This is a genomic window from Streptomyces sp. NPDC059008, assembly GCF_042749045.1.
GTDB lineage: Bacteria > Actinomycetota > Actinomycetes > Streptomycetales > Streptomycetaceae > Streptomyces.
The window spans coordinates 147,661-170,757 of record NZ_JBHYJC010000006.1 but is presented as its reverse complement, the minus strand read 5'-3'; the positions used below and the strand labels follow the sequence as shown (position 1 = coordinate 170,757).

Annotated in this window: 27 protein-coding genes and 2 pseudogenes; 13 read left to right on the top strand and 16 right to left on the bottom strand. The window is 71.4% G+C overall.

Annotated elements, in window-relative coordinates; all coding sequences use genetic code 11:
• Window positions 1–39: 39 nt before the first annotated feature.
• Window positions 40–903, bottom strand: a complete 864-nt coding sequence (locus ACFWZH_RS11160; protein WP_384428025.1) for a helix-turn-helix domain-containing protein — start codon at window positions 901–903, stop codon at window positions 40–42.
• A gap of 314 nt (window positions 904–1,217) precedes the next feature.
• On the opposite strand from ACFWZH_RS11160, the gene ACFWZH_RS11155 reads away from it, so the two are divergent.
• Complete coding sequence (locus ACFWZH_RS11155) at window positions 1,218–1,700, top strand: ATP-binding protein (RefSeq protein ID WP_384428023.1); 483 nt, start codon at window positions 1,218–1,220, stop codon at window positions 1,698–1,700.
• A gap of 146 nt (window positions 1,701–1,846) precedes the next feature.
• On the opposite strand, the gene ACFWZH_RS11150 is transcribed toward ACFWZH_RS11155, so the two are convergent.
• The 5 genes and pseudogenes from ACFWZH_RS11150 to ACFWZH_RS11130 all read right to left on the bottom strand — a co-directional run bounded on the left by ACFWZH_RS11150 (window position 1,847) and on the right by ACFWZH_RS11130 (window position 3,525).
• On the bottom strand, window positions 1,847–2,086 hold the full coding sequence (locus tag ACFWZH_RS11150) for a DUF397 domain-containing protein (protein WP_384428021.1): 240 nt from the start codon (window positions 2,084–2,086) through the stop codon (window positions 1,847–1,849).
• Window positions 2,087–2,240: 154 nt separating this feature from the next.
• A pseudogene (locus ACFWZH_RS11145) lies at window positions 2,241–2,348 on the bottom strand (SRPBCC domain-containing protein); the annotation flags it as partial.
• Between the two features lie 48 nt (window positions 2,349–2,396).
• Window positions 2,397–2,633, bottom strand: coding sequence for a 30S ribosomal protein S18 (gene rpsR, locus ACFWZH_RS11140; protein ID WP_384428019.1), 237 nt, complete (start codon window positions 2,631–2,633; stop codon window positions 2,397–2,399).
• Between the two features lie 59 nt (window positions 2,634–2,692).
• Window positions 2,693–3,131 (bottom strand): annotated as a pseudogene (locus ACFWZH_RS11135) (cobalamin biosynthesis protein CobW); the annotation flags it as partial.
• A gap of 91 nt (window positions 3,132–3,222) precedes the next feature.
• Window positions 3,223–3,525, bottom strand: a complete 303-nt coding sequence (locus tag ACFWZH_RS11130) for a type B 50S ribosomal protein L31 (RefSeq protein WP_384428017.1) — start codon at window positions 3,523–3,525, stop codon at window positions 3,223–3,225.
• Between ACFWZH_RS11130 and tatA the strand changes: the two genes are divergently transcribed.
• Window positions 3,524–3,721, top strand: coding sequence for a Sec-independent protein translocase subunit TatA (gene tatA, locus ACFWZH_RS11125; RefSeq protein WP_384428015.1), 198 nt, complete (start codon window positions 3,524–3,526; stop codon window positions 3,719–3,721). The two genes, ACFWZH_RS11130 and tatA, sit on opposite strands and share 2 nt — an antisense overlap.
• 18 nt (window positions 3,722–3,739) lie before the next feature.
• Here the strand turns inward: tatA and ACFWZH_RS11120 are convergent, their stop codons facing one another.
• The 7 genes from ACFWZH_RS11120 to ACFWZH_RS11090 all read right to left on the bottom strand — a co-directional run bounded on the left by ACFWZH_RS11120 (window position 3,740) and on the right by ACFWZH_RS11090 (window position 8,827).
• Entirely contained in the window at window positions 3,740–4,585 is an 846-nt protein-coding gene (locus ACFWZH_RS11120) for a nitrilase-related carbon-nitrogen hydrolase (protein WP_384428013.1), read from the bottom strand.
• Between the two features lie 437 nt (window positions 4,586–5,022).
• Entirely contained in the window at window positions 5,023–5,547 is a 525-nt protein-coding gene (locus ACFWZH_RS11115; RefSeq protein WP_384428011.1) for a chaplin, read from the bottom strand.
• Window positions 5,548–5,689: 142 nt separating this feature from the next.
• A complete protein-coding gene (locus ACFWZH_RS11110; RefSeq protein ID WP_384428009.1) occupies window positions 5,690–6,109 on the bottom strand; it encodes a rodlin in 420 nt (139 codons plus the stop codon).
• 372 nt (window positions 6,110–6,481) lie between these two features.
• Window positions 6,482–6,931: a rodlin gene (locus ACFWZH_RS11105; protein ID WP_384428007.1), complete on the bottom strand. Its 450-nt coding sequence runs from the start codon at window positions 6,929–6,931 to the stop codon at window positions 6,482–6,484.
• A gap of 264 nt (window positions 6,932–7,195) precedes the next feature.
• Window positions 7,196–7,504 (bottom strand): hypothetical protein, encoded by a 309-nt coding sequence (locus tag ACFWZH_RS11100; protein WP_384428005.1) that lies wholly within the window; start codon window positions 7,502–7,504, stop codon window positions 7,196–7,198.
• A 293-nt stretch (window positions 7,505–7,797) separates the two neighbouring features.
• Window positions 7,798–8,043, bottom strand: coding sequence for a chaplin (locus ACFWZH_RS11095; RefSeq protein ID WP_384428190.1), 246 nt, complete (start codon window positions 8,041–8,043; stop codon window positions 7,798–7,800).
• A gap of 361 nt (window positions 8,044–8,404) precedes the next feature.
• Entirely contained in the window at window positions 8,405–8,827 is a 423-nt protein-coding gene (locus ACFWZH_RS11090) for a rodlin (protein ID WP_384428003.1), read from the bottom strand.
• A 234-nt stretch (window positions 8,828–9,061) separates the two neighbouring features.
• Here ACFWZH_RS11090 and ACFWZH_RS11085 point away from each other — a divergent pair, with 234 nt between their 5' ends.
• Window positions 9,062–10,744 (top strand): bifunctional 3'-5' exonuclease/DNA polymerase, encoded by a 1,683-nt coding sequence (locus ACFWZH_RS11085; RefSeq protein WP_384428001.1) that lies wholly within the window; start codon window positions 9,062–9,064, stop codon window positions 10,742–10,744.
• 48 nt (window positions 10,745–10,792) lie between these two features.
• On the opposite strand, the gene ACFWZH_RS11080 is transcribed toward ACFWZH_RS11085, so the two are convergent.
• Window positions 10,793–11,416 (bottom strand): TetR/AcrR family transcriptional regulator, encoded by a 624-nt coding sequence (locus ACFWZH_RS11080; protein ID WP_384427999.1) that lies wholly within the window; start codon window positions 11,414–11,416, stop codon window positions 10,793–10,795.
• Between the two features lie 147 nt (window positions 11,417–11,563).
• On the opposite strand from ACFWZH_RS11080, the gene ACFWZH_RS11075 reads away from it, so the two are divergent.
• Both ACFWZH_RS11075 and ACFWZH_RS11070 read left to right on the top strand, forming a co-directional pair.
• Window positions 11,564–12,274: a spheroidene monooxygenase gene (locus ACFWZH_RS11075; protein ID WP_384427998.1), complete on the top strand. Its 711-nt coding sequence runs from the start codon at window positions 11,564–11,566 to the stop codon at window positions 12,272–12,274.
• A 228-nt stretch (window positions 12,275–12,502) separates the two neighbouring features.
• Complete coding sequence (locus ACFWZH_RS11070; RefSeq protein ID WP_384427996.1) at window positions 12,503–12,943, top strand: RidA family protein; 441 nt, start codon at window positions 12,503–12,505, stop codon at window positions 12,941–12,943.
• Window positions 12,944–13,073: 130 nt separating this feature from the next.
• Here ACFWZH_RS11070 and ACFWZH_RS11065 read toward each other — a convergent pair whose 3' ends face one another.
• Window positions 13,074–14,264, bottom strand: coding sequence for an acyltransferase family protein (locus tag ACFWZH_RS11065; protein ID WP_384428188.1), 1,191 nt, complete (start codon window positions 14,262–14,264; stop codon window positions 13,074–13,076).
• Window positions 14,265–14,624: 360 nt separating this feature from the next.
• Window positions 14,625–15,509: a glycerophosphodiester phosphodiesterase gene (locus ACFWZH_RS11060; protein WP_384427994.1), complete on the bottom strand. Its 885-nt coding sequence runs from the start codon at window positions 15,507–15,509 to the stop codon at window positions 14,625–14,627.
• A gap of 142 nt (window positions 15,510–15,651) precedes the next feature.
• Here ACFWZH_RS11060 and ACFWZH_RS11055 point away from each other — a divergent pair, with 142 nt between their 5' ends.
• The 8 genes from ACFWZH_RS11055 (at window position 15,652) to ACFWZH_RS11020 (ending at window position 23,023) form a co-directional block, all read left to right on the top strand.
• Window positions 15,652–16,632: a GNAT family N-acetyltransferase gene (locus ACFWZH_RS11055; protein WP_384427992.1), complete on the top strand. Its 981-nt coding sequence runs from the start codon at window positions 15,652–15,654 to the stop codon at window positions 16,630–16,632.
• Window positions 16,629–17,999 (top strand): extracellular solute-binding protein, encoded by a 1,371-nt coding sequence (locus ACFWZH_RS11050; protein ID WP_384427991.1) that lies wholly within the window; start codon window positions 16,629–16,631, stop codon window positions 17,997–17,999. The genes ACFWZH_RS11055 and ACFWZH_RS11050 overlap by 4 nt, the downstream gene beginning before the upstream one ends.
• A 23-nt stretch (window positions 18,000–18,022) precedes the next feature.
• Window positions 18,023–18,934, top strand: coding sequence for a carbohydrate ABC transporter permease (locus ACFWZH_RS11045; RefSeq protein ID WP_384427989.1), 912 nt, complete (start codon window positions 18,023–18,025; stop codon window positions 18,932–18,934).
• On the top strand, window positions 18,931–19,827 hold the full coding sequence (locus ACFWZH_RS11040) for a carbohydrate ABC transporter permease (protein WP_384427987.1): 897 nt from the start codon (window positions 18,931–18,933) through the stop codon (window positions 19,825–19,827). The genes ACFWZH_RS11045 and ACFWZH_RS11040 overlap by 4 nt, the downstream gene beginning before the upstream one ends.
• A 72-nt stretch (window positions 19,828–19,899) precedes the next feature.
• Entirely contained in the window at window positions 19,900–20,565 is a 666-nt protein-coding gene (locus ACFWZH_RS11035; protein ID WP_384427985.1) for a response regulator, read from the top strand.
• A 45-nt stretch (window positions 20,566–20,610) separates the two neighbouring features.
• A complete protein-coding gene (locus ACFWZH_RS11030; RefSeq protein WP_384427983.1) occupies window positions 20,611–21,837 on the top strand; it encodes a sensor histidine kinase in 1,227 nt (408 codons plus the stop codon).
• 77 nt (window positions 21,838–21,914) lie between these two features.
• Window positions 21,915–22,334: a hypothetical protein gene (locus ACFWZH_RS11025; protein WP_384427981.1), complete on the top strand. Its 420-nt coding sequence runs from the start codon at window positions 21,915–21,917 to the stop codon at window positions 22,332–22,334.
• 188 nt (window positions 22,335–22,522) lie between these two features.
• Window positions 22,523–23,023 (top strand): hypothetical protein, encoded by a 501-nt coding sequence (locus ACFWZH_RS11020; protein ID WP_384427979.1) that lies wholly within the window; start codon window positions 22,523–22,525, stop codon window positions 23,021–23,023.
• Window positions 23,024–23,097 lie beyond the last annotated feature (74 nt).

The following is a 23,097-nucleotide window of genomic DNA, read 5'->3' as shown; positions in this document are numbered from 1 at the left end:
GGGTGCTGACTCCTGATGGTGCGCCATCCTACCGACGCGTCACATGAGTTGGAGCAGTCCGCGCAGGAGATCTCTGGTCTCGGCGGGGCTGGGGCCGTCCGCCTGGAGGCGGTCCATCACCCGGCCGTACTGCGCCACTTCCTCCGGCTTGTCCACATAGAGCGCGCTTGTCAGCTGCTCCAGGTAGACGACGTCCGGCAGCCCCGACTCCTGGAAGCCCAGCATGGTGAAGGCGCCACTCTCGCCCGAGTGCCCGCCCAGACTGAAGGGCATCACCTGGAGGCGCACATTGGGCCGCTCGGACACGTCGATCAGATGCTTCAACTGTTCGCGCATCACCTCGCGTTCGCCGTACGGGCGGCGCAGCGCGGCCTCGTCCAGCACGCAGTGGAACTGTGCCGGCCGCTCGGCGACGAGCAGCTTCTGGCGCTCCATGCGCAGCGCGACCCGGCGCTCTATCTCGGCGGGCCCGGCGTCGGGCATGCCCCGTTTGACGACGGCCTGCGCATAGCTCTCCGTCTGCAGCAGCCCGTGCACGAACTGGACTTCGTAGACACGTATGAGGGACGTGGCGCCTTCCAGGCCCACATACGTCTGGAACCAGCCGGGAAGCACATCGGTGTAACTGTGCCACCAGCCCGCGACATTGGCCTCGCGCGCCAGGGACAACAGCGCCTCACGCTCCTGTGCGTCACCGACTCCGTACAGCGTGAGCAGGTCCTCGACGTCGCGCGCCTTGAAGCTCACCCTGCCCAACTCCATGCGGCTGATCTTCGATTCGGACGCACGGATCGAGTAGCCGGCCGCCTCGCGGGTTATCCCACGGGATTCACGCAGGCGGCGAAGCTGCGACCCGAGCAGGATCCGCCGCACCACCGACCCGCTCGACTCACTTCCGGACACCTCTCAGACCCTCCTGTGACCCCCACCCCGTCCAACAGTGGGCCGAAGTCTGCCACGTTCGCGCTTCGTTGAGTGCTCATCCGGTTACTGATATGTGAGGCCCACGCACGGCCTCCACAAGAACCGACGGAAAGAATTCCGAGCAAATCGGTGCGCGCTGCCGCAATCCTGGCGCGTGCACGTGCATCTGCCCTTGCATCTGTCTCGCACATTGGGAACCATAGGCGTCGCACGCATGCACGCTCGTGAAAGATCCGCCAGATCCGGCTGACCGGCCAGGGTCATGACGTCCGCGAACGCCAGGAGTGCCTCGCATGGGGACCAAGGTTTTGACCATGCTCGAGCCGTTATGGCAGGGCTTTCCTCCCGTCGATCCCCTGGCCGTCTCCGGATCCGCCTCGTGCACGCTCCCCCCGCGCTACGAATCGGTGCGCTGCGCACGGAACTTCACCCGCGACACCCTGCAGGGCTGGGAGCTCGACGAACTCTTCGACCCGGTCGCCCTGGTCGTCTCCGAACTCGTCACCAACGCGCTGCGCCACGCGGTCCTCGCCGCCTCGGAGCACGCCGGCGCCACACCGCCCGCCCGGTTGCACCTGATGCGCTGGTCGCAGCGGCTGATCTGCGCCGTACGGGACCCGAGCGACGATTCACCGGTCGCCGGCGAGGCCGACTCCGCCGACGAGTCGGGGCGCGGGCTGTACCTGGTCGAGTCCTTCAGCGACAGCTGGGGCTGGCACCCGCTGTCCGGTGTCACGCACGGCAAGATCGTGTGGGCGCTCTTCCGGCTGCCGTAGCGCGTGCCGCGGGCCCTTCGCGGCCGATCCGCACACCGGGCGCACCGTCACCCACGGGCGCCCGGTCGCCTTATGGGCAGCCGGTCGTCTTGTAGGGCACGCGGGCGCGCAGTACGGGCGCGCGCCGGCGGGCTCCCCGCGCCGGCTCAGTCCAGGACGAGGTGGTCGAACTCCCCGTCCTTGACCCCGAGCAGCATCGCCCGGACCTCCGCCGGGGTGTAGACGAGCGCGGGACCGTCCGGGAAGCGGGAGTTGCGCACCGCGATCTCTCCCCCGGGCAGCTTGGCGAACTCCACACAGGAGCCCTGGGAGTTGCTGTGCCGGCTCTTCTGCCACGACACATCGCGAAGATCCGTTGCGGCCATGCCGTTGTATGCGTGGGGCACAGGGATCTCCCGGTGATAAACGGTGTCAACTGCCCCGGATCATAGCTGCGTTCACATGCGAATGCATGCGCAGATGCACGTGCACGACAGCCGGTGCCGGGCCGGTCACAGCTCGTCGAGCGCCTTCCCCGGCCGCTCCCCCGCAATCGGCCGGCGACCGCCGGCCGCCCGCCGTGATGCGGTGCGCCTCCACCTGGTACGGATCGTCCGGGTCGAATCCCTCAGGGACGAGGAAGAGACGTGTGCCGCGCCCTTCGGGTTCCGGAGATCAGGTGATCGGCGGGGCGGCCCCCCGTCGAAGCGGCGGCCGTCACCGTGACGCGTACGGGAGCAGGGCCATCTCCCGTGCGTTCTTGATCGCCCCGGCCAGCTGCCGCTGCTGCTGCGCGGTGACCCGGGTGACCCGGCGGCTGCGGATCTTGCCGCGGTCCGAGAGGAACTTCCGCAGCAGATCGGTGTCCTTGTAGTCGATGAAGGTGATGCCCGCCGCATCCAGCGGGTTGCGGCGGGGCGCGGACTTCCGCCGCGGGTCGTGCCGTCGGGGCATGGTGGTTCCTTGGGGGTGCGAAGGGGCGGGAGCGTTCCGTAGGGACGGACCGGCCGCGGCTACGAAACGGGGTCGAGGAGTTCGTCGAAGGCCGGCGGCAGGCTCTTCCAGGCCGACCGGCCGCCCTCGTACTCGGCATCGGTGAGCAGGCAGGGCGCCAGCAGCGCGGACAGGCCCTCGCGATCCAGGCCCGGTGAGGTGCAGACCAGGTGCTGGGCGCGGTCACCGTGCTCGGGGTGCCAGTCCAGCGCGGCGGCGGCCCGGCGCAGCCGCGGCACCATCTCCCAGGCGGCGTCCGACAGCGAGACCAGCCACGGCCCGGAGCAGCGCACAGGCGGGATGCTGGCGGGCCGCGGCCGCCGCCACATCGCAACCGGCCACCGCGGCGGCCGCCAGCTCGGCGGATCCGACCGGAATCCGCCGGGCCGTGGGGTGCAACCGCTCCAGCAGCGCGAGGTCGGCGGGCTCGGCCGCCGCCTCCCCCGTCGCGGTCGCCAGCCGGCAGTCCGGCCCGCGGCCAGCCGCTCCACGGTGGCCCGCCGCGCGTCCGCGTGCAGGCCGCCCACCAGCACGACCGCGAGCCGCTCCATCAGCGGGCCCGCCGGCCGTACCGGCGCTCGAACCGCTCGACGCGGCCCGCGGTGTCCATCACCCGGGCGGTGCCCGTGTAGAAGGGGTGGCTCGCCGAGGAGATCTCGACGTCGATGACGGGATAGGTGTTGCCGTCCTCCCACTCGACGGTCTTGTCGCTGGTCGCGGTCGAGCGGGTCAGGAAGGCGTAGTCGGCGGCCGGCCGTCGCCCGTGGGAGACCCCCTGGACCGGGCGGCCGGACCGTTCGGGTAATACTGGACAGAACGTCCGCCGGCCCCCGACGAAAGCGAGCACCCCCATGCTCCGCAACGCCTTCGAGCCCTGGCACCTGATCCTGATCATCGCGGTACTGGTGCTGCTCTTCGGTTCGAAGAAGCTGCCCGACATGGCCCGCGGCCTCGGCCGCTCGATGCGCATCCTGAAGTCCGAGGCCAAGGCCCTCAAGGACGACCGGACCGCCGAGGCGCCCCGCCCGGAGTCGGCCCCCGGCCACTGACGCCCGGCCGCCGATCCCTCAGCTGTCGCCGCCCTCGTCGATCAGCCGCCGCACCTCGCGGTCGATCAGGCCCAGCCGGGCCTCGGCGACCAGCGGCACCGCGCGGCGCTGCCGCCGGGCCTCGGTGAGATCGATCTCGACGGTGACCAGCGAGGGCTCCCATTTGGGCGCCTGCGCCACCACCGCCCCCCGCGGGTCCACCACCCGCGAGCCGCCCCAGAACGTCGCGCCGTGCTCGTTGCCGACCCGGTTGACGAAGACCACCCAGCACTGCAGCATCCGCGCCGTATAGGACAGCAGGGTGTCCCAGTACAGGCCGGTGTCCATGGCCTCCGGATCCAGGCTCGCCGCGCTGTTGGTCGGCACGAACAGCACCTCCGCGCCGTCCTGCACCGCCAGCCACGGCAGTACCGGCTGCCAGGCGTCGTTGCACACCAGCGTCGCCCCCCGCCCCCCGGTCCTGGACCGCTTCAGCTCGTAGGCGCGCAGCGACTGCCCGGGACTGACGTGCTTGCGTTCCTCCCAGGCGAGGTAGTTGGGGAGGTAGAGCTTGCGGTGGGCGTGCAGCAGCGACCCGGCCGCGTAGTAGACCGCGGCGTTGTACGCCCGCAGGCTGGTGTGCTCATGGAAGCCGACCAGCACATCCGGGCCCAGCGTGCTCAGCTCCAGCAGCCGGGGATCACTCGCCTCGATGGACTCGTCCCGCTTCAGGGCGCCCAAGTGATAGCCGTGCAGGCTCAGTTCGGGAAAAATGACGAGGTCGGCGCCCTGGGCCGCGGCCTGCTCGATCTGCTCGCGGGCGATCACGAGGTTCTCCGCCACCTCGCCCAGCACACAATCCGTCTGCGCCAGCGCAATGAGCATGACCCCACCTCATCCACTCATTACCTTTGCAGCTTTCATCGTATTTCATCGCAGTTCATCGCATTTCATCGCCATTTTGCCAGAGCCCGCACCGACCGGCACGGCCCCGCGGCGCACCCGCATCCGCGCACTTCAAACCCCCTGGGAGGCGGGTACCACCAATGAGCGAAAGAACGATCCTTCCCGTGCCGGACCAGGCACTGGCGCGTTGATCCGCACGATCCGTCGTACGGCCCGCAGGGCGGCTTCCAGCCGCAGCGTCGCCCGTCGCCAGCGGTACGACGGCCCGTGGTCGAACCGTCCGGCGATGCCGACGGCCGGCTCGACCGGGTGGCCCAGGCCGAGCGGCCCGCCGGATCCGCTCGGCCGGCCGCCGCGCCCCGCGGCCGCCGGAAACCGGCCGGACGCCCCTTGCACGCGCCATACCCCTACCCCGCTCACTTACGCCGCGAGCGGGCCCTGCGCAGCAGGAGCGCCCCTCCCAGGAGCAGCACCCCGCCGACCCCGGCCACCATGGCCGGCTCGTCCGCACCGGAGGACGCGAGCAGCGCGGAGCCCGCGGACGCCCCGGCCCGTGCCACCGCGCCCAGCCGGGGCTCGTGCCCGGGCCGCGGGGCGGTCTCGGCGGTCTTCCCCGGGGCGCGGTGGCGCACCGGCTCCCCGGCTCTGCGGTGCGCCGCGGCGGACCGTGGCGCCAGCGGGGGCCGCTGGGCCGCCGGCGCGGGCGCACCGTAGTGCCCGCACGCGTGGTGCTCGGTCCGGTCGAGCGCCCCGGCACCGTCCGCGGAGTTGCCGCACACGTTGACGGGGTTGAACACGCTCACCCGGATGCTGTTCCCGGACAGCACCCCGGGAGACGTCATGGCGCCCGTGCCGGCGTCCCCGTGCACCACTGCGCCGCTGGCGCCGAGCGCACCCGACGCCGCCGCAACGAGCACGCACACCTTCAGACTCTGTCGCATCTCTCATCCCTCGTCTGGGGTCATCGCGTACGGGCCACCGTCCGCGGGCCCCGTGGCGCTCACACGGCCGGGCGGCCGGCAGCGCATACGCGGCGCCGACCGCCCGGAGACGCGAGCGGTGGTACGTCCGAGGCCTCGGGCTTCAGTGCCCGCGCTTGTGGGCTCCGTTGCCGGACGCGATCGGGATGTCGTTCAGGATGTGCGACACCGCCTCGTCGCCCTTGGCCTGCGTCGAGTTCCGCACGCACTGCTGCGTCTGCGGGTTGGACAGGACGTTGATGTCCTGGATCGTGGTCGGGAAGGCCCCGAACACCGAACCGAAGTTGACCTTTTCGCCGATCAGGGCGAAGCAGAGGTCGTTCAGGGAGCCCTGCACGAGCCCGAGCTGGGTGCTGAGCTTTCCGCGCGTGGTGGAGTTGCCGTAGACCGACTTCCCCCCGTTCCCGTTGACCGTCCTGGTTCCCTTGTGCCCGTCGCTCGCCATTGCCTGCGGAGCGGCCGCAGCGGAAATACCGATCAGTGACGCCGCGACAGCCACGCCGGCAAGAATCTTCTTCATCACGCAACCCCTTCAGGAGACGGAACTCCCGGCACAGGAGCCCTATTGGAACAACCCGGCCCGCAGCCCGGGGTTCTCCTACATCACCCGAATAGATCGCGCTCGATCTCCGGCCCGCATGCCAATGCCCCGGCAACCCCATCAATCTCGCAAGGGCATTGGCACGCTTCCCTCCACACACCATCCCCAACGAGCCGGCCCGCCGAACACCGGTCACAAGCGAATAACAATTCAGCGGAACGGTGCCGGCCATTTCCTTGACCGGAGCCGTCCCTCAGCACAACCGCCCCGCCTCACCCGCCTGCGTCGCGGAGCAGAAAAATGCGGGCCGCCCGGAAGAAGGAGGGCCGGGCGGCCCGGGTATTCATCGGCCGGTCAGTGGTGCTTCTTGCCGCCGCCGTTGCCCGACAGGATCGGGATGTCGTTGAGGATGTGCGACAGCGCCTCGTCGCCCTTGGCCTGGGTGGAGTTCTCGGCGCACTGCTGCGACTGGGGGTTGGCCAGCACGTTGATGTCCTGGATCGTGGTCGGGAAGGCCCCGAACAGTGAGCCGAAGTTCGCCTTGTACGGCAGAGCGACGCAGGGCTTGTTCAGCGAGCCCTGGATCAGACCGATCTGCGGGCTCATGTAGCCCTTGGTGGTCGAGTTCCCGTAGAGCTGCGTCGTCCCGTTTCCGTTGACGGAAGTAGTCCCGTGGTGCTTGCCGCCGTGGTGCTTACCGCCGTCGTGGTGCTTACCGGTGGCCATCGCCGGGGAGGCGGAAGCTGCGGCGACACCGACAATGGACGCGGCTGCGGCTGCGGTCGCCAGAGCCTTCTTGATCATTGTTGATCCTTTGTGTTTCGGGATGCCCTTGAGCCAGACAATCTGCCCAACTCACAAGAGCGAATTTGGTTGTGCTCATTCACTCGAACGCCCTGGCGCCGCGATCCGCTTTTCCGATCGGTCCGGCGGTGGACCGGGCACACCGAGCGAGAAGCACCCGGATGCGACGGGCCGCGGGACGGCGATATACGCGACCGGGGCCGCCCGGCGCGCATTCGGCTTCCGTTCCGAACGCGCCTGGAGCGGCCCACGGGGACAGCGGAATTACTTGATCGGAAGGCCGCCGAGCAGCGGGGTGCCCTTCGCCGCCGCCGCAACGCCGCCGAGCAGCTTGTTCGCGTTGGCCGACTTGACCTTCTCACCGGTGGTCTTGATCTTCTTGACCAGCGGCCGCACCTGGTGGCCGTCCAGCTGCTTGCTCCGCAGCGCGTCGTTCAGCCCGCCGTTGAGGCTCATCTTCGGTCCGGGCTGAATGCCGGCCGGAATTCCGTGCTGGGCGGCAATGGCGGGCGCGGCGGCGCCCAGCGCAACGACGGAACCGGCGACAACCACCGCAGACTTCGCGTACTTCACTTTCAACTGTCCCTTCTCGGGCGGTGCTTGACGGGACCGCGGCACCAGCGCCGCGTGAGCAACATTTCGCTGCTCGGATCACCGCTTTCCCCTTCACTAACGAGTACTGCCGCGCGGAGAAACTCCGAAGTTCTGCCCTCACGGCAACTCCACCCGAAAGGTGCGACCCACGCGTTTGTCCGGATGGGCCGGAAAATGATCCGGTCCCGGCGTGCAGTGAATCGCACACCGGGACCGGATCACGGACGCGGCTCGAATTCCTTCGAGTCAGCGGCTGGGGTCAGCGCACCCGCTTACTTGTGGTGGCTGAGGTTGGCGCACTTGTTGCCGAACGCCGGGTTGAGCGCCCCGACGAATTGCGCGGTGTTGCCGCACAGGTTGATCGGGATGTTGATCGGAATCTGTACGACGTTTCCGGAGATGACGCCGGGAGAGTGCTTCGCCTTGCCCACCGCACCCGCGTCAGCGAACGCCGGCGCAGCAGCGCCCACTGCCATGAGCATGCCGGCAGTGGCTGCCGCAACCTTTCCGTACTTCACTTTCAGCCCTTTCTGCAGCGGGTCCGTAGCGAACACGACCATCGTGTCGCACGGGCGCTGATCTGCTCGCCCGTAACGCCGCTGCTGATATTGGTAACAATTTCTCCTCGTGGACGAAACTCTCACCGGGGAGTTTCGGAGGAATCGCCCGAAGGATGCAATATCGTTTCGGGAGATTGCCGCCGCGCATACGACGCGGAAAAAACACCGGATTTCGAACAGACGAGGTAGCCGCCGAATAGTAATTCCCACCGGGAGGCGGATCGAGAAATTCCGTTCCCACCGGTTCGCCACCGGGCACCGCCGTTCCCGGACCGCTCAGAAGGGAGAGCCCACGGTCCGGGTCCTGCGGCCTTCGGCCTCAGTGCTTGTGGTGGCGCGCTCCGTTGCCGGACAGGATCGGGATGTCGTTCAGGATGTGCGACACCGCCTCATCCCCCTTGGCCTGCGTCGAGTTCCGCACACACTGCTGCGTCTGCGGGTTGGACAGCACATTGATGTCCTGGACCGTGGTCGCGTCCTTCCCGACCAGCGAACCGACATTGACCTTCTGGCCGACCAGCGCCGCACAGAGGCTGTTCAGCGACCCCTGCACGAGCTCCAGCTGCGGGCTCATCCTGCCCCGGGTGGTGGAGTTGCCGAAAGCGGACTTGGCGCCGTTGCCGTTGACCGTCGCGGTACCACCGTCGTGCTTGCCGACCGCCGTTGCCTGGAGGGCCGTCGTCGCCGAAATTCCGACGACGGACGCGGCGACGGCAGTCGTGGCCAGGACCTTCTTGATCACTTTTTACCCTTCTCGAAGCGGGGTGCCCGAATGGGAGCGCACTGGATCAACTCGCTTCCGAGGGTGCGGTTTCGCCGATTCACCCGGATGCCGCGAAACCATAAACACACATCGCTTTATCCGTGCGGCCTGTCGTCCCCGCGGCGGACGAGCCGGATTACCGGCAGGGGAGGTGCCCCAGGTCCGGCTGCCGTCCGGCTTCGGTTGTCAGAGGGGGGTGCAAGACTCGGGAGCATGAGATGGGCGGTGGTGGAGACGGGCGACGGGGGTGTTCGTCTCTGCCCGCTCGCCCAGGACGGCCGGCCCGCGGGGCCGGTGGTGCGCGAGCGCTCGCTCGCCGAGGCGGTGCGCGCGCGGCCCGAGGTCGAGCGGTGGGTGTGGCGGTCCACGGCGGAGATCTACCGTCGGCTGCTGGCGGCGGGTGTGCGGGTCGAGCGCTGCTATGACGTGGAGGCCGCCGAGGCGCTGCTGATCGGCCATGAGGAGGGCCAGTCGGGACAGCCGCGTTCGCTGGCCGCCGCCTGGGCGCGGCTGCACGGCCTGCCCGTCCCTCCGGACACTCCCGCGCGTACGGCCGAGACCCAGCCGTCCCTCTTCGAGCCGGGCCCGGTGCCCCTGCCGTCCGGCACGGACGAGCTGGCGGCGCTGTTGGAGGTCTATGCGGGCCAGGTGGCGCGCACGGAGAAGACCGAGCATCCGGAGCGGATGCGGCTGCTGCTGGCCGCCGAGTCCGCGGGCATGCTGGTCGCGACGGAGATGGGCCGGGCCGGGGTGCCCTGGCGGGCGGATGTGCACCGCGAGCTGCTCGACGGGCTGCTGGGCGAACGCTATCCGGGCGGGCTGGAGACCCGGCGGATGGCGGAGCTGGCGGATGCGGTGTCCCGGGCCTTCGGCGACGGCGTACGGGTGCGCCCCGATCTGCCGCAGGACATCGTCAAGGCCTTTGCCCGCGCCGGGATCTCGCTGACCTCGACCCGCAAGTGGGAGCTGGCGCAGATCGATCACCCGGCGGTGGCACCGCTGCTGGAGTACAAGAAGCTCTACCGGCTGCACACCGCCCACGGGTGGTCATGGCTGCAGCAGTGGGTGCACGACGGCCGCTTCCGCCCCGAGTACCTTCCCGGTGGCACGGTCTCCGGCCGCTGGACCACCAACGGCGGCGGCGCGCTGCAGATCCCCAAGGTGATCCGCCGGGCCGTGCTCGCCGACCCGGGGTGGCGCCTGGTCGTCGCCGACGCCGCCCAGATGGAGCCGCGGGTGCTGGCCGCCGTCTCCCGTGACCGCGGTCTGATGGAGGTGGCCGGCAGCGGCGAGGACCTGTACGCGGATCTGGCCGCCCGCGCGTTCGGCGGCGACCGCGACCAGGCCAAGCTCGGCCTGCTGGGGGCCGTTTACGGCCAGACGTCCGGCGACGCCCTCAGGCACATGGCCGATCTGCGCCGCCGCTATCCGGTGGCGGTGGCGTATGTGGACGACGCGGCGCGCGCCGGCGAGGAGGGCCGCCTGGTGCGCACCTGGCTGGGCCGCACCTGCCCGCCGGCGTCCGTGGCGCCGCCCGACGAGGCGGGCCTGCCCCAGGAGGAGGAGCAGCCGGCGGGGTACGGCGGTGGTTCCGCGGCCGCCCGCGCCCGCGGCCGGTTCACCCGTAACTTCGTCGTCCAGGGCAGCGCCGCGGACTGGGCGTTGCTGATGCTGGCCGCGCTGCGCCGCTCGCTGCGCGAGGGCGGGCTCCGCGCCGAGCTGGTCTTCTTCCAGCACGACGAGGTGATCGTGCACTGTCCCGCGCACGAGGCGCCGGCGGTGTCCGAGGCGATCACGGCGGCGGCCGCGACGGCGGGGCGGATCGCGTTCGGCGAGACGCCGGTCCGTTTCCCGTTCACCACCGCGGTGGTGGAGTGCTACGCGCAGGCGAAGTGAGGAGCGCGGCCGGCAGGCGCGCGGGTCCGTGGAGCCCGGGCCGTCACCTCACCGGCCGGTGTCCGCGGCCGCCGGGTCCCCGGAGCCGGAGATCAGGCCACGGGTGATCCGTACCATCGCCGCGACCAGCAGCTCTCGGGGGTGGTCGGGGCGGTCCAGCCACCACAGGGCGAGGCCGTAGAGCGAGCTGCGGATCGCCTCGCCGAGGGGCTCCAGCTCGGCCTCGGGGATGCCGGGCGCGAACTCGCGGAGCAGCGCGACGTCGGTCTCGCGCTGCCGGCGCTGGAGCTCGCGGTGGAAGGCCCGCACCTCCGCGTCCCCGGTGGTGTCGCGGAACATCATGCGCCAGGTGTACGGATGGCTCTGCACATACCCGAACCAGGCGTCGTACATCGCCGTGATCCGTGTCTCCATGTCACCCTCGCCGTCGAGGAGTTCACGGATCGGGGCGGCGGCCAGCTCGTCGCGGTGCCGCTCCAGGAGCGCGAGGTGCAGCTCCTGCTTGGAGTCGAAGTGGCGGTAGAGCATCGGCTTGCTCAGTCCGGCTTCGGCGGCGATCTCCCCGATGGTCGTGCCCGCGTAGCCGCGCTCGGCGAAGAGCCGGGCGGCCGTGTCCTCGATGCGGGTCCTGGTCTCGGCGCGCGCGGCGCGGCTCCGGTCGATCCCGCTCATGCGGTCCCCTCGCGATCTGGCTTGTTCCGGCTGGTGATTCCGGCTCGCAATTGTCGTCGCGTTCAAGGATACTAGGTGGTGTACCGCTTGGTATACGCATCAGTAACCGACTCGGCTCCTCCCGTGGGCCGGGATACGGGGGTCGTCGTGATCGTTTCCGTACACTTCGCCGACCTGGGCGCCCGCTCCGTGCGCGGTATCCTCCGCGAGCGCCCGCAGCCGGGGGACGTCCCCGGCCTCCGCCATGCCCAGACCCTGCTCACCGGCGCCGTCGCCGCCGGCCCGCCCAAGCTCCGCCCCGGCCGGGCCGCGCTGCTCGCCGCATGGGAGGACGACGCCGCGCTCGACCGCTTCCTCGCCGAGAGCCCGCTGGCTCGGCGGCTGGCCGGGGGCTGGCAGGTGCGGCTGCAGCCGGTGCGGGTCTCCGGCTCGTGGCGTTCGATGCCGATCGAGGCCGAGCCCGGCGCCGCGCTGGACGAGGAGGACGAGCCGGTCGCCGTCCTCACCCTCGGGCAGCTGCGGCTGCGCCGCGCGCTGCCGTTCCTGCGCGCCAACTCCCGGGCCGCCGGGCGGGCCGCGGCCGATCCCGCGCTGGTCGCCTCCGTCGCCCTGGCCCGCCCGCCCCGCTTCGTCGGCACGTTCTCGATCTGGCGCAGCGTGTCGGCCATGCGCCACTACGCCTACGGCTCCGCCCGGCCCGAGCACACGGAGGTGGTCAGGGAGCACCAGGAGCAGCCGTTCCACCACGAGGCGGCGTTCATACGCTGCCGCCCCTACGGCTCCCGGGGCTTGCTGGAGGGCAGGGACCCCCTGGCGGTCCCGGCCCCGCCACGGCACGCACCGCGGACCGGGCCCTGATCCGGCGGGCCCCTGATCCGGCGGGCGAGATACCGGCCTCGATCCGCCGGCAGGCCCTAAACTCGCCGGGGAGCGGGCCGATCACGGTGAACGGCCGCGGCACGAGCCGGGAAGGGGCCGGCGGTGAGCGACGCCGAAGGGGCTGCGGACCTCCCGGTGCACCGCGCGCCGCGCCTCGCAATCCCCGGGCGTGCGGGACGAGTTGGCGACGGAGGGGAGCCGGCGCGGATGAGCGCTGAGACGGCGGGCACGGACGGCACCGGGAACGGCGGCGGACTGGAGCGCATCAACCCCTCTCACCTGGCGCCGCCGACCGGCTTCAGCCATGCCGTACGCGCCGCCCCGGGCACCTTGGTCTTCCTCGCCGGGCAGACCGCCCTCGACGGCTCGGGCCGGATCGTGGGCGACGGCATCGTCGAGCAGTTCGAGCGCGCGCTGGCGAACCTCCTGGACGTCGCCGCGGCCTCCGGGGCCGGCCCGTCCGACCTCGCCAAGCTCACCGTCTTCGCGGTCGACGTCGCCGACTACCGGCGGCATGCCAGGGAGCTCGGCCGGGTGTGGAAGCGCCTGGTCGGCGGCGACTTCCCGGCGATGGCCGTGATCGGCGCCACCCGCCTGTGGGACGAGGCCGCGCTGGTCGAGATCGAAGGCATCGCGGTGGTGCGGTAGCCGACGCCCGTGGTGCGGTAGCCGACGCCCGTGTTGCGGCGAACCTGGCGCCGTTATGCCGAAGGGCGCCCGCCCCACCGGTCTCCCGGCGGGGTGGGCGCCCCGGCGCCGACGTCCCCTGCGCAGCGGCTCAGTTCCGGCTGCGGGCCACCCCCACCGGGTCCTTCTGGAACGCCCAGGTCATCTTGGGCTCCATCGCGAAGCGGAAGATCCGCTGCACCGGCGGTGTGCACAGCACCGTGACGACCGTGCCCGCGATCAGGGTGAGCAGCACCGCGCCCCAGGGCGTGTGCACCCACGGGTGGTCGTACCAGTTCCAAAAGCGCGAGCCCTTGGCGAGGAAGCCGTGCAGCAGATAGCCGTAGAGGGTGCCCGCGCCCAGCGCCGTGCACCACATCGTGCGGCCCGGGATCCAGGCGAAGAAGCAGGCCACCAGCACCAGCGAGCAGCCGAACATCGCCAGCGTCATCACCGCGCCGCTCCACCAGGGCGCGGCGAGTTCCTGCGCGGCGTCGCGGTGGTAGAACCACGCGGCGTTCATCCGCGGCGCCGCCCAGTACGCGAAGACCAGGGCGGCCGCGAAGACCGGTACGGCCGCGATGCGCGCCTTCTTGCGGCGTACGAGCTTGAAGTGCTCCGGCCGCAGCGCCAGCCCGATCACGAAGAAGGGCAGGAACTGCAGCGTGCGCTGGAGGTCCAGATCGTCGCCGATGTCCGGTGAGACGGACGCGAGTACGGCGATGGTCAGCGCGAGCGGGACCGGCCAGCGCACGATTTTCCACAGCGGAGTGGTCAGGCGCCAGATGAAGAGCGCCGCCAGGAACCACGTCAGATACCAGGGGTCCGTCAGGCTGATCGGGTAATGCGGATCGTCGTCCGCCCACCTCTTGAAGAGCGTATAAGCCACTTCGAAGAGGATGTACGGGACCGCGACTCCGGTGATCAGCCGCTGCAGCCGGTCCTTGCGCATATCGAAACTGCGCGAGAAATAGCCGGAGATGATGATGAACGCCGGCATATGGAACGCGTAGACGGTGATGTAGAGCGCCGCTGCCGTGCGGCTGCTGTCACGCAGCGGTTCCCAGGAGTGCCCCATCGCCACCAGCACGATGGCCAGGTACTTGGCGTTGTCGAAGAACGCGTCGCGCGGTTTGGCGCCGGCGGGCGTGGCGTTCTTGGCCCTGGCCCGGCCACGGCCTTTGGCGTGGCTTCTGGGCTTGGCGTGCGACGGGGCGGCCGGCGCCGGTGCCAGCGTCGTCGTCGCACCGGGAGTCTGCGCGGACGCGGGTGCGCCGGCCCGGCTCAGCGTGTCGTGCGGCATCTGCCGCGGCGGGGGGAGCGGCACCCGCCGTTCGCCGTACGCCGGATATTCGTGGTTCAAGGAGCCTCCCGGAAGCATCCCAGGGGAGGTGCTGGACGCTGGCCCGCGTCGGGCCGCATTTCGGAACCCAAAAGCCAAATCCTGCGTCTTAGTTCATTTACGGGGAGGGTGGCGGCGTCGAACATCTCAGGCACCATAGCCGCGCGGCGGGAATCCCGTAAATCCCGACCTGCCGCGGCCACACGCCGGGCGTCCGCTCTCCACAGCTCCTTCACGCAGCGCGGGTCACGGCGCACTCTCCGCGCTCGTCCGACGCCCGCACGAGCCGGGCAATCCCGCCTGATTCCCGACCCTTGGACCCTATTCGATGATTCCTTCGATACCCCGCGCCCGGAGCGATCGCGCGTTCGTGTTCTTCGCCACGTCCCACGCGTAGACCTCCAACGGACGGCCGTGCGGCCCGCGCAACCGGTGCACGGCCGCCAGCCAGCGCGAACTGAGCGCGGACATACGGGGGTTGATCTGATCGGCGAACCGCGCATAGCGCGCCAGTTTGGCCATATCCGGCGCCCCCAGAATTCCCGTGCGCACCTGCGGCACAAGTTCGTGCACGGCCTTCACGCACGCCACGGAGAAACTCTGGACCACCAGCCGGCTGCGGACATGGCCGCGGTCGAGCCAGCCGCCCGCCCGCAGTTCCCGGACGATCTGCGCCTCGATTCCCGGATATCTCTCCGGGGCCTTGATCTCCAGCAGAAGGCGCTGGTCGTTGTGGTCCAGACGGCGCAGGAACCCGGCGAGCGTGGGCACCCGCTCCCCCGCGAAGCGTTTGCCGAACCAGCTCCCGGCGTCCAGCCGCGCGATCTCGGCGGCGGTGAAGTCCCCCACCCGCCACGGCGCCCGCCCCGGAAACACCTTCTCGGCGTCGGTCGTGCGCCGCAGCGTGGTGTCGTGCAGGACGACCAGCCGGCCGTCCTTGGTGCGCTGCACATCGTTCTCGACCCATATCAGCCCGCGCCGGTGAGCGGCGTCCACGGCGGCCAGCGTGTTCTCCGGTGCGTAACGGGAGGCGCCGCGGTGCGCGATCACCAGCGCCGCCGCGGTACCGGGCCCGGCCCGTGCCGCGCGGGCCAGCGCGACATCCGCGTACTCCTCCGGCCCCGACGCCATCGCGGACGACGACACCGCCGCCGTCAGCAGATAGGCGACGCCGGCGGCAGGGATCCGCAGCGCTCTGCGCAGCATCCGGCAGCCTCCTGGTTGCCCGTCCACGGGCCGGCCGGGCGCTCCCCCCAACATGCCTGCCGCCCCCGGGGCCCGCCACGCGAGCGGGCCATACGGGCGTGCACCGTCGCCAAGGTGCCGGATTTGCGGTAAGTAGTGTGCGATGTCCGCCACCGCCGCCACCGGCCCGCGCCCCGTCCTTCGCCCCTTCCGCCCCGGGGACGGCCCCTCCCTGCTGGCGGCCTGGGCCCGCAGCACCCCGGACGATCCGATCAGCGCCGCCCGTTTCCGCACGCTGATCCTGCTCGATCCCAACTTCGACGCCGAGGGGCTGCGGGTGGCCGATCTCGGCGGCCAGGTGGTGGGTGCCGCCTATGCGGTGCGCCGCCGCACCCCGCCGGCCGGAGGCGATCTGGAACCGGCCGACGGCTGGATCCTCTTCTTCTTCGTCGATCCACCGCACCGCCGCGCGGGCCTCGGCCGCCGGCTGCTCACCGACGCCCTCGACTGGCTGCGCGGACAGGGCCGCACCCGGATCGGCTTCGCCCCGTACACCCCCAACTACGTGCTCCCCGGCCTGGACCGGGCCGCCTACCCGGAGGCCGACCGGCTGCTGACCGCCCTCGGCTTCCGGGTCCGCTACGAGGCCGCCGCCATGGACCGCAGCCTGATCGGCTACCGCGTGCCGGACGAGGTGCGGCGGCACCAGCAGGCGCTGGCGGCCCGGGGGTTCGGCTTCGGCACCCCGTCCGACGACGATCTGGTGGACCTGGTCTCCCTGGCCGCCGAGGAGTTCACCCCCGACTGGGCACGGGCGATCCGGCGGTGTTTGACCGGCGGCGCCCCTTTGGACCGCATCGTCATCGCCCGCGCACCGGACGGACGGCTGGCGGGCTGGGCCATGCACGGCGCCTACGACGGTACGGCCGAGCGGTTCGGCCCGTTCGGTGTACGGCCGGAGCTGCGCGGGACCGGGCTCGGCAAGGTCCTGCTGCATCTCACGCTGGAGCGGATGCGGGCGCTCGGCGTCCACGGGGCGTGGTTCCTGTGGACGGGCGAGGCGAGCCCGGCGGGGCATCTGTACCGCAGGAGCGGGTTCACCACGACCCGGACGTTCGCGGTGCTGGAGTGGGAGGCCGGGTGAGACGGCGTACGTTCACGGCGGGTGCCGCCGGCGGGGCCGGGGCCGCCCTGCTGGCCGCCGCGGGCTGCGAGGCGCCCGGGGACGCGCCGTACGGGGGTGACCGGGCCGGGCTCCCCGGCGCCCCGGTGACCCTGACGGTCCTGACGCACTATGCGAGCGAACCGCTCAGATCGGCGCTGCAGTCCGCGGTCGACGCATGGAACGCGACCCATCGGCGGGTCAAGGTGCGCACGACCGCGGTCAGGTTCGCCGATCTGCTGACGACGTACATGGTCCGGCAGGCCGCCGGCCAGGGCCCCGACATCCTGCATCCGTCCGGGCTGTGGACCGGCCAGCTGGTGCGGGCCGGTGTGCTGCGGCCGGCGCCGCGGCACACCGCTCGGCTGATCCGCCGGGACTTCTCCCCCGCGGCCGTGGCCGCGGCGTCGGCGGGCGGGACGGTCTACGGCTACCCCACGGAGGTGCAGACCTACGCCCTCTACTACAACCGGCGGCTGCTGCGGGCGTCCGGCGTCGGCGGGCCGCCGCGCACCTGGCGGGAGCTGGAGGACGCGGCGTACCGCACCGCCCGGCGGGACCGGCACGGCAACACCCTGGTGCAGGGGTTCGGGCTGTCCCGGGCCGACGACTCGACCGTCGTGGGGCAGACCCTCGCGCTGCTGACCGCGGGCGGCGGCGCCTTCCTGACCCCCGACGGCCGGCGCACCGCCCTCGGCTCGTCGGCCGGTCGGGAGCTGCTCGACCTGGAGCGCCGGCTCATCGGCCACGGCGCCGCGGACCCCGGCGTCCCGCTCTTTCGGGCCTTCCCGTCCGGTCAGGTGGCGATGACGGTCAACGCCGGCTGGTGGACGGCGGCTCTGCGGGCGGCGATGGGCGCGGACTACCGCGAGGTCGGGGTGGCGCCGGTACCGGGCCGGGCGCCGGGGGACCGCGGCACGCTGGCGACCGGCTTCCTGCTGGGCGTGAACGCCAGGAGCAGACATCCGCGCCAGGCCTGGGAGTTCCTGCACTGGCTGAACGCGGCGCCGGTGCCGGACGCACGGCCGGCCGGCACCGGACGGTGGCGGACCGCGGTGTCGCGGATGAGCGCGCTGCAGGTGTCGGTCGGTTCGATGACCGGCCGCGCGGACGATATGCGGGCGCTGCTGGGCGGCGACCGCGGACCCGGTGGCGGCGACGCGAACCTGGGCCCCTTCCTGGACGCGCTGCACTACGCCGTGCCGCAGCCGAACGGTCCGCGCGCCCAGCGCGCCACCGCGCTGCTGCGCAAGAACATCGAGGAGATCTGGACGGGCCGCGCCCCGGTCGACGCGGCGCTCACCACCCTCACCCGGCAGATCGACCAGGAACTCTCCCGGCCCTACTGAGCCCCTACGAGAGGTGGTGCCTCATGGCCTTGTCCGACGGCGGTCCCGTCCGGGCGGCCCGGCGGCGGCAGACCGCCCTCGCCTATCTGTTCCTGGCCCCGGCCCTGCTGTTCTTCGCGGTCTTCCTCGCCCTGCCGCTGCTGTTCGCCGTACTGCTCGCGCAGTCGCGCTGGGCCGGCTTCGACCTCGACGCGATCGACCCGGTCGGCATGGCCAACTTCACCGACCTCTTCGCCTGCGGCTCGACGTTCCTGACCCCCGTCCTGACCAACACGCTGCTGTACGCCCTGGGCACCGTGGCGATCGCGCTCGGCGGTGCGCTGCTGGTCTCGCACTGCATCAACCGGCTGCGCTTCCAGGGCTTTTGGCGCACCCTGTACTTCCTGCCCCTGGTGACGACCGTGGTCGCCGTCGGCAACGTGTGGAAGTACATGTACGAGCCGGGCGGCCTGGTCAACGGGCTGCTCAACGGCCTCGGCCTGGATTCCGTGGCCTTCCTCCAGAACCCCGGCACGGCCCTGCCGTCCGTCATCGTGGTGCAGGCGTGGGCGTCCGTCGGCACCGCGATCCTGATCCTCACCGCGGGCCTGAAGTCGATTCCGGAGGTCTACTACGAGGCCGCGGAGCTGGACGGCGCCGGCCGCCGGACCCTCTTCTGGCGCATCACCCTGCCACTGCTCCGGCCGTCCCTGCTCTTCGTCTGCCTCACCCAGTTCATCACCGGGCTGCAGTCGTTCGCGCTGATCAACGTGATGACGGGCGAGGGCGGGCCGGGCGACGCCACCAATGTCGCGGCGCTGGAGATGTACCAGCAGGCGTTCCGCTACGGCGACTGGGGCATCGCCGCCGCGGCCTCGTTCGTGCTGTTCCTGGTCATTTCCGTGGTGACGGTGGTGCAGCTGTGGCTGTTCCGCCGGAAGGGCGGGGAATCGTGAACGCATCCGGACCCCCGGCCGGCCGCCGTCGCCACCGCCGCCCCTGGGCCTGCTACGCCGTGGTGGCCGTCGGGGCGGTCCTGACCGTCGTGCCGTTCCTCGACATGCTGCTGACCTCGTTCAAGGGCCCGGGCACGTACGGAAAGCTCCCCTACCGGTTCCTTCCCGAGGCCTTCGACCTCTCCAACTACCGTGCCGCGATCGCCCAGTTGGATCTGCCACTGCTCTTTCGCAACAGCGTGCTCGCCACCACGCTCATCACCGGCTCCACCCTCTTGACCTCCGCGCTGGCCGGCTACGCCCTCGCCAAACTCCGCTTCCCCGGCCGCGATCTGATCTTCCGGCTGGTGCTGTCGACGATGATGTTTCCGTCGTTCGTCTTCTTCATCCCGCACTTTCTGATCCTGGTGCACTGGCCGGGCGCCGGCGGCAACGACCTGCTCGGCCGCGGCGGCGCGGGCCTGACCGTCAGCCTCGCCGCGCTGGTCGTCCCGTTCCTGGTGTCGGGCTTCGGGATCTTCCTGATGCGGCAGTTCATGCTGGCCGTCCCGGACGAGATGCTGGAGGCGGCCCGTATCGACGGCGCCGGCGAATGCGCGATCTGGTGGCGCATCGTCCTGCCGCAGACGAAACCGGTGGCCGTCACCCTGACGCTGCTCACCTTCGTCCACGCCTGGAACGAGTACATCTGGGCCCTGCTGATCTCCACCGCCAACCCGCGGCTGATGACGCTGCCCGTGGGCATCCAGATGCTGCAGAGCCACCTCGACCCCGACCGGATGGTCCCCGTCATGATGGCCGGGCTCGTCCTGAGCATCCTGCCGGTCCTGCTGCTCTTCGTGCTGCTGCAGAAGCACTACATCCGCGGAGTGATGCTCAGCGGCCTGAAGTGAGGGCGGGCCTTCCGGGCGTCTCCCGGACCGCGGTGGGCGGTTCCGCCCCGCGGTGCGGCAGAATTCCGGCTCGTGACGATTCGACTGCTGATCGCCGACGACCAGGAGATGGTCCGCCGGGGCATGCGCCGCATCGTGGAGAGCCAGCCCGACATGGAAGTGGTGGGCGAGGCGGCGAACGGCGTGGACGCGGTGGAGCTGGGGCGTGCGCTCGCCCCCGATGTGGCGCTGGTGGACGTGCGGATGCCGGGGATGGACGGGCTGGAGGTCACCCGCAGGCTGGCCGACCCCGCCGCGGCCCACCCCGTGCGGATCGTCGTCGTGACCACCTTCGACCTCGACGAGTACGTCTACCCCGCCCTGCGTTTCGGCGCGTCGGGGTTCGTGCTCAAGCGCTCGGGTCCGGCGCTGCTGGTCGAGGCGGTGCGGGCGGCGGTGGCCGGTGACAGCCTGATCAGCCCGTCGATCACGGTACGGCTGCTGCGGCACGTCACCGGGGCCACGGACGGGCGGCGGCCGCGCCACCGCGACACGGTGCTGACCGAGCGGGAGCGGGAGATCGCCGGCAAGGTCGCCGAGGGGAAGACCAATGCCGATATCGCCGGTGAACTGTTCATCTCCGCGGGCACGGTCAAGACCCATGTGGCCAGCATCCAGCGGAAGCTGCAGGTGCGTAACCGGGTCGGGGTCGCGGTCCGGGCCTGGGAGCTGGGCTATGCGACGGGGCGGACGCCCTGACCGCCGGCGCCTCACGGGCGGCCCCGGGTGCGTAGCCTCGCGGTCATGACGGACCAGGTGCGGGGCGGGCGACGGCGCCGGTGGTGGTCGGCGGTGGCCGCGGTCGGCATGCTCGCACCGGCCGTCGTCCCACCGCCGGGAACCGGGGCCTGGCTGTCGGCGATCCTGGCCGCGCTGGCGCTGACCGTGGCCATCCGGGCCTGGCCGGCCGGCCGGGTCTCCCTGTCGCGGGCGGCGGGCGGCCTCGCGCTGCTCTCCCTCGCCGCGGACTGCGTCGCCGTCGGCAAGCCCGGACTGGCCCTGCTCTGGCTGCCCTTCGAGGCGGCCGCGCTGCTGGTCGTCCTGGAACGGGTGGTACGCCATGTGCCCGGCCCCCGGGTGGGCGTCGTCGGCGCCCTCGTCGGCACCGCGGCGGTCCTGCTGCCGCTGCGCTTCACGCTGCACGCGCCGCGGACCGGCCTGGCGGAGTCGGTCTTCGCGGCGTCGCTGGCCTTCTTCCCGGTCGCCTGTGCGACGGGCGTCGGGCTCTATCTGCGGTCGCTGGACGGCCGCCGGGCGCGTGCGGTGGCGTCGGCCCGGCGCGAGCAGCGCCTCGAAGTCGCCCGCGATCTGCATGACTTCGTCGCCCATGAGGTCACCGGCATCGTCCTGGAGGCGCAGGCGGCCCAGCTCGGCGAGGGTCCCTCGGCGGTCGGCGCCGAGGAGCAGCGCGCGCTGCTGCACCGCATCGAGCAGGCGGGGCTGCGGGCGCTCGCCTCCATGGACCGGACGGTGGCGGCGCTGCGCGGGGCGGACGGCGCCGATACGGGCGAGCCGCCGCCCACCCGCCCGCACGGCCTGGCCGACCTGCCCGAACTCGTCGCCCGTTTCGCTTCGATGACCGCCGCGGCGGTGGCGCTGTCCCTGGAGGACGAGGTGACCGGTGTCCTGTCGCCGGAGGCCGGGGACACCGCGTACCGCGTGGTGCTGGAGGCGCTGACCAACGTACGGCGCCATGCCCCGCGGGCCGACCGTGTCGAGGTGTCCGCCGGCCTGACCGCCGACCGGTCCGTGGCGGTCTCGGTCGTCGACAGCGGGGGTGCCGGGGGGCCGGCGCACGACCTGGAGACGGGCGCACCGGCACGCGGCGGCACCGGACTGGCGGGACTGGCCGAGCGGGCCGGTGCGCTGGGCGGCACGCTGGACGCCGGCCCGTACGGGCTCGGGTGGCGGATCCGATGCGTGCTGCCCGCGCCGCGGTCCGCTGACCGCGAAGCCGTTCGGCGGCCGTGAGCGGGGGGCGGATATCTGCCGAACGGCAGATGTGCGGCTCCCCGGGGCCCGCGATCCTCGGGGGAGTTCAGCACCCCGTGCCCCTGGCTCCCCTGGAGGAAGCGATGTCGTCATCCGCCCTGCCGAAGCGCCCCGCCGCGCTCGCCGTCGCCGCGGCGGTCGTCGCCCTCGGGCTCACCGGCTGCTCCGTGGAGGCCTCCCAGGCGAAGCCCGAATCGAAGAGCTTCCCCTACCGCGGCACCTCGCTGAAGGTGAAGACCCACGAGGTCGCCACCGATCTGGTCGCCGCCGACCGCAAGGACATCAAGGTCACCCGCTGGTTCGACACGGCCGCGGGCACCGTGCACCTGAAGTGGACCCTCAAGGGCGACACCCTCGACATCGACGCCGGATGCACCGGCCTCGCCCTGTGCGACGCCAGGTTCCGGGTCGAGGTGCCCAAGGGCGTCGCGGTGACCAAGGACGGCCACAAGACCCGGTTGGACGGGCGGAGCTGACGGGGAATCCGCTGGGCACCGCCTCCCGGACCGGGGTGGCCCGGCGCCTCGACCGGGCCGGCCTCGAACGTGTGTTGATCATGTAACAGCGGTCGATGAGCCGCTGTTACATGATCGACAGATCCCCGAGAAGCGCCGCTCGTAGTTTCTGACCCGCCGACCGATTCCCAGAGAACGGAACGAGAGTCATGAACAGCACGCTGCGCACGAACCGGCGCAAGAAGGCGGCCATGGGTGCCGCCCTGGCCGGAGTCGCCGTCCTCGGCATGTTCGCCACCGCCCACGGGGCGCAGGCGGCGACCGGCGACCGGAGCGGTGCGCACACCGTGGGCATCGCCCGTACCGCCGGCACGCCCTACGTCATCAACCACTACGGGGAGGAGAACGCGGACCGGGGCCGCGCCGAGCGCAGCCCCGCGCACCTGGTGCTCTCCGAGTTCACCTCGATCGGCAAGCTCAACTGGCAGCAGTGGGGCGCGAAGAAGGCCGTCGGCACCGGGAAGGTCACCGGCACCTGGTGCCTGGACACCTGCCTGGACAAGCCGCTGAAGGTCACCGTCACGCTCTCGGACCCCAAGACCGTCGACGGCCGCAAGGTCTTCACCGCCTTCACCCTGAAGCTGTCCGGCAACCCCGGTGCGTACGACTCCGAGGACCTGCACGGCAAGCGTCCGCTCGCCACGAGCTGACGCCCCCGGTCCCCTCTCCCAGCCCCCGTCCGGCGCCGCCGGCGGGGGCTGACGTCGAGCCCCGTCGCCCTGGC